The following is a 16,443-nucleotide window of genomic DNA, read 5'->3' as shown; positions in this document are numbered from 1 at the left end:
GACTGGATGCTAACTGCCGTTAGGGTGACCTCCGAACGGCGAAGCAGCAGGAGGAAGCCGGTGTGAATCCGGCGCGGTCCCGCCACTGTGACCGGGGGAGGCCCCGGGAGTCAGGAACTCCGCTCGCCGTACCCACGACCGGGGCGAGGACCCCCGAGGGATGGAGCCCGCACGTGATCCTGCTGTTGTCGACCTCCGACACGGACCTGCTGTCCGCCCGCGCGAGTGGCGCCGACTACCGCCTGGCCAACCCCGCCCGCACCGCCGTCGACGACCTGTCGGCCCTGGTGGAGGGCGTCGACCTGGTGGTCGTGCGCATCCTCGGCGGGCGCCGGATGTGGGAGGAGGGGCTCGACCGGCTGCTCGCCTCGGGCCTGCCGGTCGTCGTGCTGGGCGGTGAGCAGAACCCCGACGCGCCGCTGATGGAGCTGTCGACCGTGCCCGGCGGGGTCTGCGCCGAGGCGCACGCCTACCTGGCGCACGGCGGCGCGGCGAACCTCGCCCAGCTGCACCACTTCCTGTCCGACACGGTGCTGCTCACCGGCCACGGCTTCGCGCCGCCCGCACCGACGCCCACCTGGGGCGTGCTCGAACGGCAGGACGCGGGCGAGGGCCCGACCATCGCCGTCCTGTACTACCGCGCCCACCACGTGGCCGGGAACACGGCGTTCGTGCACGCGCTGTGCGACGCGATCGTGGCCAAGGGCGGCCGTCCGCTGCCGGTCTTCTGCGCCTCGCTGCGCACCGCCGAGCCGGAGCTGCTGGCCGTGCTCGGCCAGGCCGACGCCCTGGTGGTGACCGTGCTCGCGGCCGGCGGCACCAAGCCCGCCTCCGCGTCCGCCGGCGGTGATGACGAGGCGTGGGACGTGGGCGCGCTGGCCGCCCTCGACGTGCCGGTGCTGCAGGCCCTGTGCCTGACCACGAGCCGGGCCGCGTGGGACGGCAACGACGACGGGCTGTCCCCTTTGGACACCGCCACCCAGGTCGCGATCCCGGAGTTCGACGGCCGGATCATCACGGTGCCGTTCTCGTTCAAGGAGGTCGACGAGGACGGCCTCACGGTCTACGTCGCCGACGACGAGCGCGCGGCGCGGGTCGCGGGCATCGCCGTGCGCCACGGCCGGCTGCGCCACGTGCCGCCGGCCGAACGGCGCATCGCGGTGATGCTGTCGGCCTACCCGACCAAGCACTCCCGCATCGGCAACGCGGTCGGCCTGGACACGCCGGCCAGCGTCGTGCGGCTGCTCACCGCCATGGCGGAGCACGGCTACGACATCGGCGACGAGCTGCCGGGCGTGGCCGACCTCGACGGCGACGCGCTGATCCACGCCCTCATCGCGGCCGGCGGCCAGGACGCCGACTGGCTCACCGAGGAGCAGCTCCAGGGCAACCCCGTGCGGCTGCCGGCGGCCCGCTACCGGCAGTGGTACGCCACCCTGCCCGAGGACACCCGCGAGGAGATGGAGCGGCACTGGGGCGAGGCGCCCGGCGAGCTGTTCGTGGACCGGTCGCGGGACCCCGACGGCGAGATCGTGCTGGCCGCCCTGCGCTCCGGCAACGTCGTGGTCATGGTCCAGCCGCCGCGCGGCTTCGGCGAGAACCCCATCGCCATCTACCACGACCCGGACCTGCCGCCGAGCCACCACTACCTGGCCGCCTACCGCTGGCTGGAGGACGAGTTCGGCGCCGACGCCGTGGTGCACGTGGGCAAGCACGGCAACCTGGAGTGGCTGCCCGGCAAGACCGTCGGCCTGTCGGCGGGCTGCGGGCCCGACGCGGCGCTGGGCGACCTGCCGCTGATCTACCCGTTCCTGGTCAACGACCCGGGCGAGGGCACCCAGGCGAAGCGCCGGGCGCACGCCACCCTGGTCGACCACCTCGTGCCGCCGATGGCCAGGGCCGACAGCTACGGCGACATCGCCCGGCTGGAGCAGCTGCTGGACGAGCACGGCACCATCGCCGCCATGGACCCGGCCAAGCTGCCGGCGATCCGGGCCCAGATCTGGACCTTCATCCAGGCCGCCAAGCTCGACCACGACCTCGGCCTGGCCGACCGGCCGGAGGACGACGGGTTCGACGAGCTGATCCTGCACGTCGACGGCTGGCTGTGCGAGATCAAGGACGTCCAGATCCGCGACGGCCTGCACGTGCTGGGCCAGGCGCCCACCGGCGGGACCAGGGTGAACCTGGTGCTGTCGATCCTGCAGGCCAAGCAGATGTGGGCGGGTCGGGTCGCCGCCCTGCCCGGCCTGCGCGAGGCGCTGGGCCTGAGCGAGTCCGGCGACGACCGGACCGCCACCGACCGGGTCGAGGAACAGGCCCGCGCGCTCGTCCAGGCGATGGAAGACGCCAATTGGGACGTGAACGCGGCCCGGACGCTCACCGACGACGAGGACGTGGCGCGGATCCTGGAGTTCGCCGCGCTGGAGGTCGTGCCCCGGCTGGCCCGCACCACCGACGAGCTGGCGAACGTGCTGCACGCCCTGGACGGCGGGTACGTGCCGGCCGGTCCGAGCGGCTCGCCGCTGCGCGGCCTGGTGAACGTGCTGCCGACCGGCCGCAACTTCTACTCGGTCGACCCCAAGGCGGTGCCGTCCCGGCTGGCCTGGGAGACCGGCCAGGCCATGGCCGACTCGCTGCTGGAGCGCTACCGCGCCGACACGGGGGAGTGGCCGCCGTCGGTCGGCCTGTCGGTCTGGGGCACGAGCGCGATGCGCACCGCGGGTGACGACATCGCCGAGGTGCTGGCCCTGCTGGGCGTGCGGCCCGAATGGGACGAGCAGTCCCGCCGGGTGACCGGACTGGAAGTGATCCCGCTCGCCGAGCTGAACCGGCCGCGAATCGACGTCACGGTCCGGATCAGCGGTTTCTTCCGCGACGCGTTCCCCCACGTCGTGGCACTGATCGACGACGCGGTGCGACTGGTCGCGAACTTGGACGAGTCGGCCTCGGACAACTACGTCCGGGCGCACGCCCAAGCCGATCTCGCGCAGCACAACGACCCGCGCCGGGCGACAATGCGGATCTTCGGCAGCAAACCCGGTGCGTACGGCGCCGGCCTCCTCCCGCTGATCGACAGCCGCAACTGGCGCGACGACGCCGACTTGGCCGAGGTGTACGCGGTGTGGGGCGGCTACGCCTACGGCCGCGAACTCGACGGCGTCGAAGCCCGGCCGGCGATGGAGAGCGCCTACAAGCGCATCGCGGTGGCGGCGAAGAACATCGACACGCGTGAACACGACATCGCCGATTCCGACGACTACTTCCAATATCACGGCGGAATGATCGCGACCGTGCGCGCGCTCACCGGAAAAGCGCCCGCCGCTTATGTCGGCGACAGCACGCGGCCCGATGCCGTGCGCACCAGAACGCTGAACGAGGAGACGAACCGGATCTTCCGCGCCCGCGTGGTGAACCCGAGGTGGTTGGCCGCGATGCGCGAGCACGGGTACAAGGGCGCGTTCGAACTCGCGGCCACCGTCGACTACCTGTTCGGCTACGACGCCACCACCGGCGTGGTCGCGGACTGGATGTACGAGCAGCTCGTGGCGAGCTACGTGCTGGACCCGGTGAACCGGGAGTTCCTGGCCCGGTCCAACCCGTGGGCGCTGCACGGCATGTCCGAACGGCTCCTGGAGGCGGCCGAGCGGGGTATGTGGGAGCACCCGGAGCCCGCGACGCTGGAAGCGCTGCGAAAGGCGTACCTGGAAACCGAGGGCGACCTGGAGGACGGCGGCTGAGCCTTCGGGCCGCCCGCCCGCGGTCCACGACGCCGTCTATAACGTCGCGGAAACGCGTCGATCATGAGGGGTACCCCTATATCCCCGGGCGCCGCGCGCGTGACGAAACACTTCGGTGAATCACTGGCCCGGAACGGACGTCCCGCCGCGCGCTGCGGGACGTCCGGAGGTGACTCGGCCGGCCGGTGACGCCACCCGGTCGGCCGACTCGCACTACCCGTCCGGACGACTCGGCGCGCCACTCCCCGCGACTCGCCGTGGGGCGGTGCCGGACACGCGCGCACTTCCGGTGCAGACTGGTGGCGGGTGAGCGGGTTCGCGACTCGGGAATCTTTTCGGGCCGTTCGGCGCGGAGATGAACCGAGCGTGTCCGACCGGTCTACGAACAGTGCCTGAACGGACCACTGGACCAGCGGCTAGCAGAATCGGTCCAGCAAGGCAAATGACGCAACGTCGGTAACAGCGCGGACACGGGAGCTTGACACAACTCCGTGGCGCGAACCACACTCCCCCAAAACCTGGGAGCGCTCCCAGAACGTTCACCGCCGATCAACTGAGGAGTTCTCGTGCGCTACCGTCGAGCAGGCTTGGCCAAAGTCCTGGCCTGCACCGCAGTGCTTGCCGCTGTCGCCACGGCCTGTGGCTCGGGAGGTTCCGGAGGGGCATCCGACGGCAAGGTCGAGCTGACCATCGCGACCTTCAACGAGTTCGGGTACGAGGAGCTCCTCAAGGAGTACGAAGCCGCGAACCCGAACGTCAAGGTCACGCAGCGCAAGACCGGCCAGGCCGCGCCGCACCACCAGAACCTGTTCACCAAGCTGGGCGCGGGTTCCGGCCTCGCCGACGTCGAGGCCGTCGAAGAGGGCTTCCTGAGCCAGGTCATGTCCAAGTCGGGCCAGTTCGAGAACCTCAAGGAGATCGGTCCGAAGGACGTCCGCGACGACCGCTGGCTGCAGTGGAAGGTCGACGCCGTCACGACCAAGGACAACAAGCTCATCGGCTACGGCACCGACATCGGCCCGCTGGCCATGTGCTACCGCAAGGACATGCTGGAGGCCGCCGGCCTGCCGGCCGACCCCGAGGGCGTCAAGGCCCTGTTCGCCACCTGGGACTCGTACTTCGAGGCCGGTGACAAGTACGTCAAGGCGACCGGCAAGCCGTGGTTCGACTCGGCCGCGCAGATCTTCAACCCGATGCACAACCAGGCCGAGACCGGCTACTTCGACCGCGACGACAAGCTCGTGATCGAGACCAACGACGACAAGAAGATCTGGGACCAGGTCACCGGCGCGGTCGCGCGCGGCCAGTCGGCCAAGCTCTCCGCGTGGAGCCCGGAGTGGCAGACCGGCTTCAAGGAGTCGGCGTTCGCCACCAAGACCTGCCCGTCCTGGATGCTGGGTGTCATCGAGGGCAACGCCGGTCCCGACCACAAGGGCAAGTGGGCCGTCACCGCGGCGTTCCCCGGCGGCGGCGGCAACTGGGGCGGCTCGTACCTGACCGTCCCGAAGCAGGGCAAGAACAAGGCCGAGGCCGCCAAGCTGGCCGCGTGGCTGACCGCGCCCGAGCAGCAGATCAAGGCGTTCAAGGCCAAGGGCACCTTCCCGAGCCAGACCGAGGGCCTGATCTCCCCCGAGCTGCTCAACCAGACCAGCGAGTACTTCGGTGGCGAGAAGGTCGGCATGCTGTTCGCCGAGCAGGCCAACAAGGTCGCGGCGGCCCAGTACAAGGGCCCGCAGGACGGTGAGATCCAGGACAACGTGGTCTCCCCGGCGCTGACCTCGGTCGAGCAGGGCACGTCGCCCGACGAGGCGTGGGCGAAGGTCGTCGAGGGAGCCAAGAAGGCTGCCAAGTAATGACGACCGAGCTTTCGGTCGCGCGCGGGCGGGGCGCCGAGCCCCGCCCGCCGCGGCGCGACGACAACGATGACATCGGCACGGGCAAGCTGAGCTGGCGCTACCGGTTGAACCGGCTGGACGTGAAGTTCTCGCCCTACCTGTACATCGCCCCGTTCTTCGTCCTGTTCGCGGTCGTGGGCCTGTTCCCGCTGCTCTACACGGCCTACATCTCCCTGTTCGAGTGGGAGCTCGGCGCGGACGAGCAGCCGTTCATCGGCGTCGAGAACTACACCAACCTGTTGGCCGACTCGCAGTTCTGGAACGCGATGGTCAACACGTTCAGCATCTTCGCGATCTCGACGATCCCGCAGGTCATCATCGCGGTGCTGCTGGCCGCGCTGCTCAACACCGCCCTGCGCGGGCGCACCGGCTGGCGCATGGGCGTGCTGCTGCCCTACGTGGCCAGCCTCGTCGCCCTGACCATCATCTTCGGCGACCTGTTCGGCGTGCAGTACGGCAGCGTCAACAACATCATCGAGCTGTTCGGCTTCGACCGGATCGACTGGCAGGCCGACCGCTGGTGGAGCCACGTGGCCATCGCCACCATGGTCAACTGGCGCTGGACCGGCTACAACGCCCTGATCGTGCTGGCCGCCATGCAGGCCATCCCGCGCGACGTCTACGAGGCGGCCTGGGTCGACGGCGCGAGCAAGGTGCGCCAGTTCGTCAGCATCACGCTGCCGATGCTGCGCCCCACCCTGATCTTCGTGATCGTCACGTCGACCATCGGCGGTCTGCAGATCTTCACCGAGCCGTTGCTGTTCTCGCCCTCGGCGGGCGCCAACGGCGGCGCGACCCACCAGTACCAGACGGTCGTGCTCTACATGTACCAAGCCGGCTTCCAGAGCCAGGACCTCGGCTACGCCTCGGCGATGGCCTGGATCCTGTTCATCGTCATCATCGCGATCGCGGGGATCAACTTCCTGCTCACCCGCAAGCTCGCGTCCAGTGGGGAGGCGTGATGGCCACCATCACCGATCGCCCGGCGCCGAGCGCGGCCGGGTCCAAGCCCGTCAAGCGGAGGCGCTCGAAGGCGGTGTCGCTCTCCGAGCGGCGCCCGAGCTTCGTCGTCTACGGGATCCTGATCGCCTTCATCCTGGGCTCGGCGTTCCCGTTCTACTGGTCGTTCCTGGTGGCCAGCCACGACGACGCGACCTTCACCAAGGACTCGCCGATGTTGCCGGGCGGGAACTTCTTCCAGAACGCGAGCCGCGTGCTGGACACGATCCCGTTCTGGAAGGCGCTGGGCAACAGCATCATCGTCTCCGGCACGGTCACGATCTCCGTCGTGGTGCTCTCGACGCTGGCCGGGTTCGCGTTCGCCAAGCTGCGGTTCAAGGGCCGCGGTCCGCTGATGGTGTTCGTGGTCGCCACGCTCGCCGTGCCCACGCAGCTCGGCATCATCCCGCTGTACATGGTGATGGCGGAGTACGGCTGGTCAGGCACCCTCGGCGCGGTCATCGTCCCCAACCTGGTGACCGCGTTCGGCGTGTTCTGGATGCGCCAGTACATCGCCGACGCCGTGCCGGACGAGCTGATCGAGGCGGCCCGCATGGACGGGTGCAGCATGATCCGCACGTTCTGGCACGTGTGCCTGCCCGCGGTGCGCCCGGCGGCCGCCATGCTGGGCATCTTCACGTTCATGATGTCGTGGAACGACTTCCTCTGGCCGCTGATCGTGCTCAACGCGGACAACCCGACGATGCAGGTCGCCCTGGAGAAGTTGCAGAGCGGCTACTACGTCGACAAAACGCTCGTGCTCGCCGGGACCACGATGGCCACGGTCCCGATTCTAATCGTCTTCCTCGTACTCGGTCGGCAGATCGTCGCCGGGATCATGCAGGGTGCTGTGAAGGGGTAGCTGTGGAGTCGATTTCCTTTCCCGAGGGATTCGTGTGGGGCGCCGCGACCGCGGCGTTCCAGATCGAAGGCGCGACCACCGCGGACGGTCGCACCGCGTCCATCTGGGACACGTTCTGCCAGCTTCCGGGCGCGGTCGTGGGCGGTGACACGGGTGATCCCGCGGCCGACCACTACTACCGCGTGGACGAGGACGTCCAGCTGATGGTCGACCTCGGGCTGCACGCCTACCGGTTCTCCACCGCGTGGCCGCGCATCCGCCCGGACGCCGGTCCGGTCAACCAGCCCGGCCTGGACTTCTACTCCCGGCTGGTCGACAAGCTGCTCGAGAACAACATCACCCCGTGGCTGACGCTCTACCACTGGGACCTCCCGCAGACGCTGGAGGACGAGGGCGGCTGGGCCAACCGCGACACCGCGTACCGCTTCGCGGAGTACGCCGAGTCGGTCGTCGGCGCCCTCGGCGACCGCGTGGACAACTGGACCACGCTCAACGAGCCGTGGTGCTCGTCGCTGCTCAGCTACGCCGCCGGCGTGCACGCGCCCGGCCGCCAGGAGCCGGAGGCCGCCGTCGCGGCCGTGCACCACCTGCTGCTGGCCCACGGCCTGGCCACCTCGGCGATCCGCGAGCAGGCGCCGAACGCCAAGATCGGCATCACGCTCAACATGTACCCGATCATCCCGGCGAACCCGGACGACCCGGCCGACCTCGACGCCGCCCGCCGGCTCGACGGCCTGCAGAACCGGATCTTCCTGGACCCGCTGTTCAAGGGCGAGTACCCGGCCGACATCGTGGAGGACCTGGAGCCGTACGGCTTCTCGAAGCACATCCGCGAGAACGACCTGGAGATCATCTCCGCGCCGCTGGACCAGCTGGGCGTCAACTACTACGCCGAGCACTTCGTGAGCGGCACGCCGGAGCCGGAGGTCGAGGTCCAGACCAACGGGCGTCGCCCGACCGGGTCACCCTGGGTGGGCGCCGAGCACGTGTCGTTCCCCAGCCGCGGCCTGCCGCGCACCGACATGGACTGGGAGGTGCAGCCGGACGGCCTGTTCAAGGTCCTCATGCGGGTGCACCAGGACTACCCCAGCATTCCGCTGTACGTCACCGAGAACGGCGCGGCCTACGTCGACTCCGTCAACGACGACGGGTCGATCAACGACCCCGAGCGCCTCGGTTACATCGAGTCGCACCTCAGGGCCGCGCACGCGGCCATCGAGGCGGGTGTCGACCTCCGCGGTTACTTCGCGTGGTCGCTCATGGACAACTTCGAATGGGCCGAGGGCTACGCCAAGCGGTTCGGGATCGTGCATGTCGACTACGAGACCCAGGTGCGGACGCCTAAGATGAGTGCCATGTGGTACTCACAGGTTGCCCGTGGCAACGTTCTCGCGGCGACGGTCGCTCCGTGACAGATGCCGTTGACCCGCCCAAGGCGCGACGACCCAACACCCGGCTCGAGGAGGTCGCTCGGGCAGCCGGGGTGTCGAAGTCGACCGTCTCCCGGGTGATCAACGGCGAGCCGTACGTCAGCTCCAGGGCGCGTGAAGCCGTCCACCAGGCCATCGGCAAGCTCGGGTACAGCCCGAACCAGGCGGCCCGGACGCTCGCGGGCAGCCGGGCGAACTGCATCGCCATGGTCGTGTCCGAGCAGGGCAGCCGGGTGCTGAACGACCCGTTCTTCGCCGGTGTGCTGCGCGGAGTGCACGCCGAGCTCGCGGGCAAGCGGGTCCAGCTCGTCCTCATGATGAGCAAGGAGGGCGACGAGCAGGACCTGGTGAACTACCTGTGCGGTGGCCACGTGGACGGCGTGCTGGTGATCAGCCTGCACGGCCAGGACCCGCTGCCCCGCACGCTCGCCGACGCGGGCCTGCCGACCGTGGTCTGCGGCAGGCCCCTCGGCGCCGGTGGAGTGCCCTATGTGGACTCGGACAACTTCAACGGCGCGATGGAAGCGGCTCGCTACCTGGTCGCGCGGGGTCACAAGCGCATCGGCACCATCGCGGGCCCCCGGGACATGGCGGTCGGCATGGACCGCCTGTCGGGCTGGAAGCGCGGCCTGAGCCAGGCCAGGGTCGACACCGGCCTGGTCGCGTACGGCGACTTCACGCCGGAGAGCGGCGCCGCGGCCATGGCCGACCTGCTCGAGCAGGCCCCGGACCTGGACGCGGTGTTCGTCGGCGCGGACATCATGGCGCTGGGCGCGTTGCAGACCCTGCACGCGCACGGCAAGAAGGTGCCCGAGGACGTCGCCGTGGTCGGGTTCGACGACCTGATGATCGCCTCGACCGCGGTGCCGCCGCTGACCACGATCCGGCAGGACGTGGAGCAGTTGGGCCGCACCATGACGTGGCGGCTCATGGCGGAGCTGGCCGGCGAGGAGAACCTCCCGCCGTTCCTGCTCCTCCCGACCTCGATGGTCACCCGTTCGAGCGCCTGAGTCGCTCTCGGAGGAACACTGCCGCGACCCGGGCCTTCGGTCCGGGTCGCGGTATTTCGAAGCGATTCGACGTCTCGTTCGACGCGTTCGACCCAATCCGGTGGGCCTGAGCGCACAGTTCACTCGGATGGCGTAGCCCCGACCCTTGCCGTGAGTCGATCAGCCTGGCTACGGTCCAATCCTGCCCGATCTGGGAGCGCTCCCAGAACTGGTAACCCGGACGGCCTCCCGCGCGCCCGGACCGCACGACCTCCAGAACCCCGACTTCCAGCCAGGGGGGAGGCGGATCCCTCTCGCCCACCGCCTCCTCCCACCCCGCGCGAAGGAGCGCAGCACCGATGGCCCGTCGCACCCCGTTCACGGCGGCAGCCCCGCCGGGCCCGGTGGGAGTCGCGGGCCGTCGTGCCGGGAACCACCCCGACGCCACCTCGACCGCGAACCCGGTCGGGGCCGGTGCGTTCGGACAGGTCGGGCGGGTCCGGCCGATCACCAGCGCGCCGGTCACGGCCGCGCCGGTCACGAATGGGGGAGTGGAGTCATGAAGCGCCTTCTCGCGTTGACCACCGCGGCCGTCGCCGCGCTCGGTGTGGTGCTGGTGACCGCCGCGGCGAGTCCCGCGTCCTCGCCGCCGCTGTCCGCCTCGGGCATCGTGCAGCCGCACGACTGGCGCAACGTGGAGATCGCGGGCGGCGGGTTCGTGCCGGGCATCGTGTTCAGCCCCGCGGAGAAGGACCTGGTCTACGCGCGCACCGACATCGGCGGCGCCTACCGGTGGAACCAGGCCACCGGCCGCTGGGTCCCGCTGCTGGACTGGGTCGGCTGGGACAAGTGGGGCTACAACGGCGTGGCGAGCATCGCGCCGGACCCGAAGAACGCCGACAAGGTGTACGCGGCCGTGGGCATGTACACCAACAGCTGGGACCCGAACAACGGCGCGATCCTGCGCTCCTCGGACCGCGGCGCCACGTGGCAGCGCACCGAGCTGCCGTTCAAGGTCGGCGGCAACATGCCGGGTCGCGGCATGGGTGAGCGGCTGTCGGTCGACCCGAACGACGGGCGGGTGCTGTACTTCGGCGCGCCGAGCGGCAAGGGCCTGTGGCGCAGCACGGACAGCGGCGTGACCTGGGCGCAGGTGACGAGCTTCCCCAACCCGGGCAACTACGTCGCCGACCCGAACGACCCCAACGGCTACTCCAACGACATCCAGGGCGTGGTCTGGGCGACCTACGACCCGCGCTCCTCGACCGCGGGCAGCCCGTCCAGGACGATCTACGTCGGCGTGGCCGACAAGGAGAACACGGTCTACCGCAGCACGGACGCGGGCGCGACCTGGACCCGGCTGGCCGGCCAGCCCACCGGCTACCTCGCCCACCAGGGCGAGCTGGACGCCGAGGGCGGCTTCCTCTACCTGGCCACCAGCGACACCGGCGGCCCGTACGACGGCGGCAAGGGCGACGTGTGGAAGTACGACACCGCCACCGGCGCGTGGACGCGGATCAGCCCGGTCCCGTCCACCAGCTCCGACGCCTACTTCGGCTACAGCGGCCTGACCATCGACCGGCAGAACCCGGACACGCTCATGGTCGCCACCCAGATCTCCTGGTGGCCGGACGTCATCATCTTCCGCAGCACCGACGGCGGCGCGACGTGGACGCGGGCGTGGGACTTCACGAGCTACCCCGAGCGCAGCTTCCGCTACACCATGGACATCGGCTCCTCGCCGTGGCTGAGCTGGGGCGCGAACCCGCAGCCGCCGGAGACCTCGCCGAAGCTCGGCTGGATGGTGGAGTCGCTGGAGATCGACCCGTTCGACTCCAACCGGATGATGTACGGCACCGGCGCCACCATCTACGGCACGACGGACCTGCTCAAGTGGGACGACGGCGGAAAGATCACGATCAAGCCGACCGCCGCGGGGCTGGAGGAGACCGCGGTGCTCGACCTGATCAGCCCGCCCACCGGCGCGCCGCTGATCAGCGGCCTCGGCGACATCGGCGGGTTCCGGCACACCGACATCACCAAGGTGCCGCCGCTGATGTTCCAGCAGCCCAACTTCACCACGACCACCAGCCTGGACTACGCGGAGAAGAACCCGTCGGTGATCGTCCGCTCCGGCAACGTGGACGGCTCGCCGCACGTGGCGTTCTCCACCGACGGCGGCGCGAACTGGTTCGCGGGCTCCGAACCGGGCGGCGTCACCGGCGGCGGCACGGTCGCGGCGTCGGCGGACGGCTCGCGGTTCGTGTGGAGCCCGGCCGGCGCGGCCGTGCACCACTCGGTGGGCTTCGGCACCACCTGGGCGCCGTCCACCGGCATCCCGGCGGGGGCCGTCGTCGAGTCGGACCGGGTGAACCCCAACAAGTTCTACGGCCTGGCCGGCGGCCGGCTCTACGCCAGCACCGACGGCGGCGCGACGTTCACCGCGGGGCCCGAGGTGGCGGCGACCAGGCTCAAGGCCGTGCCGGGCCACGAGGGCGACCTCTGGCTGACCGGCGACGGCTTGTTCCGGTCCACCGACTCCGGCGCCACGGTCCGGAAGAACAAGTGGGTCACCAAGGCGGTCAGCGTCGGGTTCGGCAAGGCCGCCGAGGGCAAGACCTACCCGGCCATGTACACCGTGCTGGCCTTCGAGGACGGCCGCCTGGGCGTCTACCGGATGGAGGGCTTCGGCTTCGACGGCCTGGCCGCGGGGTTCGTGCACATCAACACCGGGGCGAACCAGCAGTACGGCAACATGGGCGAGGCGATCACCGGTGACCCGCGCGTCTACGGGCGCGTCTACCTGGGCACCAACGGCCGCGGCATCCTCGTCGCCGACCCGGCCGGGAACATCTCGACCACCGAGCCGTTCCCCACCACGACCACCACGATCCCGAACACCACGTCGAGCACCACCTCCGGGACGACCACGGTCACCGACCAGCCGCCACCCGGCTGCTCGGTGCAGTACCGGGTCTCCTCCCAGTGGGGAGGTGGCTTCACCGGATCGGTGAGGATCACCAACCGGGACACCAGGGCCGTCACGGGCTGGAACCTGGGCTGGTCGTTCGCGAACGGCCAGAAGATCACCAACAGTTGGAACGGCAAGGCGTCGCAGACCGGCGCCGCCGTGACCGTGAGCAACGAGGGCTGGAACGGGACCATCGCGGCGGGAAGCACGGTGGAATTCGGATTCCAGGCGAGCTGGCAGGGCAGCAACGTCGCACCCACCGGCTTCACGCTGAACGGCAGGCCCTGCCTCGCAGGGTGACGCCGTCGACTACCGCAGCCCTCGTTTGGCCTGGCGGCGCAGCTGCATTATCCGGGCTGCGCCGACCAGGGCCACCAGGATCGCGCCGGCGATCGCCGCGAACAGCAGTGCCACGCCCAGCGGCAGCGTGCCCGCCGCGCCCAAGAAGTGGATCGTGGCGTCGGCGAGGTTCTGCAGGATGAACACCAGCAGCACGATCAGCACCACGATCGACGCCAGCACGGCGACCCACGTGCCGCTGATCCTGGTCGGCTTCAGCTTGGCCTGCGGCCCGGCCTTCCGCTCCGGCACGTCGGTCACCGAGGGCTCGACCGCGCCCGGTCCGGGCTGACCCGCCGGCGGCGGACCGCCCGGGATCGGGCTCGTCGGCGGCGCCTGGGTGCGGTCGTCGTCACGCGGAGTGGTCACGCGGTGATTATCTGCCCGCCCGCGCCGGCCCGCCAATCAACCGCACGGGCGGCGGTACTCCAGCGCGCCGACGTAGAGCTGCCACTCCTCCTGGGTGATGGGTGCGGTGACGCCGGCGCACATCTCGCGCACCGCCGTGTCGAAGTCGAACTCCCACGCGCGCGTCGTGCCGTTGGACTTCGAGGTCACCACCCTGGTCGCGGTGTCGTCGAACCGCACCGCGTAGACGCCTTCGGTGACCCCGTTGATCCGGCCGCGCCCCGAGGTCCGCCGCGGGTCCGACACGTCCCACAGCGCGACCACGTCCTGCGTGCCGACCGTGGCGAGCGCGTCACCGGACCTGTCGAAGCCGAGCGCCTGCACCGCGCCCCGGTGCGCCCGGCCGGACCACAGCTCCGCGGGCTTGGCCCGGTCGGTCACGTCGTACAGCCGGACCTCGCCCTTCGCGGTGCCGTACGCCAGCGTGCGGTGGTCGTGCGACACGGCGACCGCGGTGACGTCCCGCGCGGTGTCCAGCCGCGTGACCGGCTTCGGGCTCTTCGGGTCGGACACGTCCCACAGCCGGATCACGCCCATGACGTCGAAGGTGATGACGTCGCGGCCGTCCGGGCTGTAGGCGACGCCGACAACCTGGTTCGGGTGGTCGGTCAGGCGTGCCACCTCGACCGGCTCGGCCGGGTCCGACCAGTCCCACACCGCGACACCGGACGGCTCCGACACGGTGACCAGCGTGCGGGCGCGGGCTGGGTCCAACACGATCCGGTCGACCCGTGGGTCGAAGGTGTGCACGATCTCCGGGGTCAGGTCGGTGACGTCCCAGACCTTCGCGGGCCCGTCCACCAGCGTCGTGGCGAACGCCTGGCCGGCGTGGTTCACGGCGATCGAGGTCACGGTCTCGTTCGCCGGCCCGAGCACCCGGGCGGGCGTCGTCTGCTGCTCGCCGTCCGGGCTGCGGGCCAGGGCCGAGGCGAAGGCGGCGCGCGCGGCTTCGTTGAGCTCGCTGCTCGCCCGCGCGCTGAGCACGCCGTCCCGCGTCTCGTCGTTCGGGTTGAGGCGGTGGGCGACCAGGGCGAGCTGGTCGGCGAGCTCCGAGGCGCTGCTGCGCAGGCTCTGCGACTGGTTGGCCACGTACCAGGCGGCCGACGAGTTCCAGCCCGCCGCGGCCTCCTTCTGCGCGCTGATCGCGATCACCACGGCGGTGCCGGCGAGCACGAGCAGCACGGCCAGCAGCGCCACGAGCTGGCGCAGCCTGCGGGTGTGCCGCTGCGTGACCAGCCGTTCCCGGTCGCGCGCCTGGAGGCTCTCGGCCAGGAAGTCGCGCTCTTGCGCGCTGGTGCGCACGCCGTCGCGCCGCGTCCACTCGACCGCGGTGTCCAGCCGCGTGCCCCGGTACAGCGCGTCCGGGTCGCGGCCGAGCGACTCCCAGGTGGCCGCGGCCTCGGTGAGCCGGCGCATGGTGCGCAGCCCTTCCCGGTCCTCGGCCAGCCAGCCGCGCAGCCGCGGCCAGGAGCGGATCAGCGCCTCGTGCGCGATCTCCACGCTGTCGCGGTCCAGGGTGAGCAGCCGGGCGTGGGCGAGCCGGTCGAGCACCACGTCCACGTCCACGTCGTGGTCGAGCTCGGCGCGCGGCAGCCGGCGCTTGGTGTCCTCGGTGCCGTCGCCGAGCGCGGTGAGCCGCAGGAACACCTGCCGCGCCACCGCGCGCTGGTGCCGTTCCAGGGACGTGTAGGTGCGTTCGGCGGTCTGGGCGATGGCGTGCTGGACGCCGCCCGCGGCCTCGTAGCCGGCCAGCGTCAACGTGGTGCCGCGCCGTCGCCGCCACGTCTCCAGCAGCGCGTGCGACATCAGCGGCAGCACGCCCGCCTGACCGGTGGCGTCCGCGATGAGCCGGGACACCAGCGCCGTCTCCACCGTGCACGACGCCTTCACGGCGGGCTGCATGATCACCTGGCGCAGTTCCTCGGCGCCCATCGGCCCGAGCAGCAGCTGGGCGTCGGCCAGCGCCTCGACCAGCGCCGGGTGCTGCGCGCAGTGACCGTAGAAGTCGGCCCGCACGCCGACCACGACCTTGCACCGGGCGGCCAGCAGGGCGTCGATGTAAGCGGTGCGCCGGTCCGCGTCCGGCCACAGCGTGAAGACCTCTTCGAACTGGTCGACGATGAGCAGGTCGGCGTCCAGGTCCGGGTCGGCGGTCTCGCTCGGTGCGGTGACCACGACCCGGCCGGCCACCCTCGGCACCAGGCCGGCGCGCAGCAGGGACGACTTGCCCGCGCCCGACGCGCCGAACACCGCGATGAACCGGCGGTGCGCCAGGCGCTGCTCCAGGTCGTCCAGCAGGTGGTCGCGGCCGAAGAACCACTCGGCGTCCTCGGTGCCGTAGGCGGCCAGGCCCGCGTACGGCGGGTGGCCCTCGTCGGGGGCGGGGTCGGAGCTGGGCAGCACCTCGGCGGCGACCTGCCGCCACCGGTCCTCCCACTCGGCCACGTCGCCCTCGCAGGCGCGCACGTAGGCCAGCGTCACCGCGAGCGTGGGCAGCCTGCGCCCGCCCGCCGCGTCGGACAACGTGGTCGCCGAGTAGTGGGCGCGCGCGCCCAACTGCCGGTAGCTGTGCCCGCCCGCCTTGTCCCGCAACGACCTCAGGTCGGCGGCGAACTTCAGCAGCGGGCTGTCACCGACGTCCAACGGGCGTTCTCCGCGCGGCAACCGGTCCACCCCCCTGGCAGTCTCACCACGATTGTCCGCAGTGACAAACGTGCCGTCCAGGCTGTCATGCGAGGTCCCGCGGCGCGCCCGCTTCGGGGGACTGCATTCGGGTGAAGCGGTCCGGAGCAGGTCGTCCGGTGTGCGTG

9 protein-coding genes and 1 riboswitch are annotated in these 16,443 nt (G+C 70.8%); of the genes, 7 read left to right on the top strand and 2 right to left on the bottom strand.

The genetic code is table 11. From position 1 onward, the window contains the following. The first annotated feature begins 10 nt into the window (after nucleotides 1-10). Nucleotides 11-140, top strand: a riboswitch (cobalamin riboswitch). Between the two features lie 33 nt (nucleotides 141-173). From cobN to ABTZ99_RS24020, 7 genes are all read left to right on the top strand, one after another. Further along, nucleotides 174-3,740: a cobaltochelatase subunit CobN gene (cobN, locus tag ABTZ99_RS24050; RefSeq protein ID WP_499614102.1), complete on the top strand. Its 3,567-nt coding sequence runs from the start codon at nucleotides 174-176 to the stop codon at nucleotides 3,738-3,740. A 566-nt stretch (nucleotides 3,741-4,306) separates the two neighbouring features. Continuing rightward, nucleotides 4,307-5,593, top strand: coding sequence for an ABC transporter substrate-binding protein (locus tag ABTZ99_RS24045; RefSeq protein ID WP_498772641.1), 1,287 nt, complete (start codon nucleotides 4,307-4,309; stop codon nucleotides 5,591-5,593). Further along, the gene (locus ABTZ99_RS24040; RefSeq protein ID WP_498772643.1) at nucleotides 5,593-6,597 is read left to right on the top strand and encodes a carbohydrate ABC transporter permease; all 1,005 of its coding nucleotides are present in this window, start codon (nucleotides 5,593-5,595) and stop codon (nucleotides 6,595-6,597) included. The genes ABTZ99_RS24045 and ABTZ99_RS24040 overlap by 1 nt, the downstream gene beginning before the upstream one ends. After that, complete coding sequence (locus tag ABTZ99_RS24035) at nucleotides 6,597-7,496, top strand: carbohydrate ABC transporter permease (RefSeq protein WP_498772645.1); 900 nt, start codon at nucleotides 6,597-6,599, stop codon at nucleotides 7,494-7,496. Before ABTZ99_RS24040 ends, ABTZ99_RS24035 begins: the two co-directional genes overlap by 1 nt. Before the next feature lie 11 nt (nucleotides 7,497-7,507). Continuing rightward, a complete protein-coding gene (locus ABTZ99_RS24030) occupies nucleotides 7,508-8,908 on the top strand; it encodes a GH1 family beta-glucosidase (RefSeq protein ID WP_498772821.1) in 1,401 nt (466 codons plus the stop codon). Continuing rightward, complete coding sequence (locus tag ABTZ99_RS24025) at nucleotides 8,905-9,936, top strand: LacI family DNA-binding transcriptional regulator (RefSeq protein WP_498772647.1); 1,032 nt, start codon at nucleotides 8,905-8,907, stop codon at nucleotides 9,934-9,936. The genes ABTZ99_RS24030 and ABTZ99_RS24025 overlap by 4 nt, the downstream gene beginning before the upstream one ends. Before the next feature lie 538 nt (nucleotides 9,937-10,474). After that, nucleotides 10,475-13,186 (top strand): cellulose binding domain-containing protein, encoded by a 2,712-nt coding sequence (locus ABTZ99_RS24020; RefSeq protein ID WP_499614098.1) that lies wholly within the window; start codon nucleotides 10,475-10,477, stop codon nucleotides 13,184-13,186. Nucleotides 13,187-13,195: 9 nt separating this feature from the next. Here ABTZ99_RS24020 and ABTZ99_RS24015 read toward each other — a convergent pair whose 3' ends face one another. Further along, complete coding sequence (locus tag ABTZ99_RS24015) at nucleotides 13,196-13,543, bottom strand: LapA family protein (protein ID WP_498772823.1); 348 nt, start codon at nucleotides 13,541-13,543, stop codon at nucleotides 13,196-13,198. A gap of 87 nt (nucleotides 13,544-13,630) precedes the next feature. Next, nucleotides 13,631-16,276 carry an nSTAND1 domain-containing NTPase gene (locus ABTZ99_RS24010; protein WP_499614095.1) on the bottom strand — a complete coding sequence of 882 codons (2,646 nt, stop codon included), beginning with the start codon at nucleotides 16,274-16,276 and terminating at the stop codon, nucleotides 13,631-13,633. Between the last annotated feature and the right edge of the window lie 167 nt (nucleotides 16,277-16,443).

Origin of the sequence: Actinosynnema sp. NPDC002837 (assembly GCF_040295345.1) — a bacterium.
GTDB lineage: Bacteria > Actinomycetota > Actinomycetes > Mycobacteriales > Pseudonocardiaceae > Actinosynnema.
Note: the sequence above shows the minus strand (reverse complement) of the source record. Positions and strands in the feature narration are given on the sequence as shown.

Coding starts and splice junctions, on each gene's coding strand:
- ABTZ99_RS24040 (WP_498772643.1), top strand. CDS start 5,593: ATGACGACCGAGCTTTCGGTCGCGCGCGGGCGGGGCGCCGAGCCCCGC.
- ABTZ99_RS24035 (WP_498772645.1), top strand. CDS start 6,597: ATGGCCACCATCACCGATCGCCCGGCGCCGAGCGCGGCCGGGTCCAAG.
- ABTZ99_RS24020 (WP_499614098.1), top strand. CDS start 10,475: ATGAAGCGCCTTCTCGCGTTGACCACCGCGGCCGTCGCCGCGCTCGGT.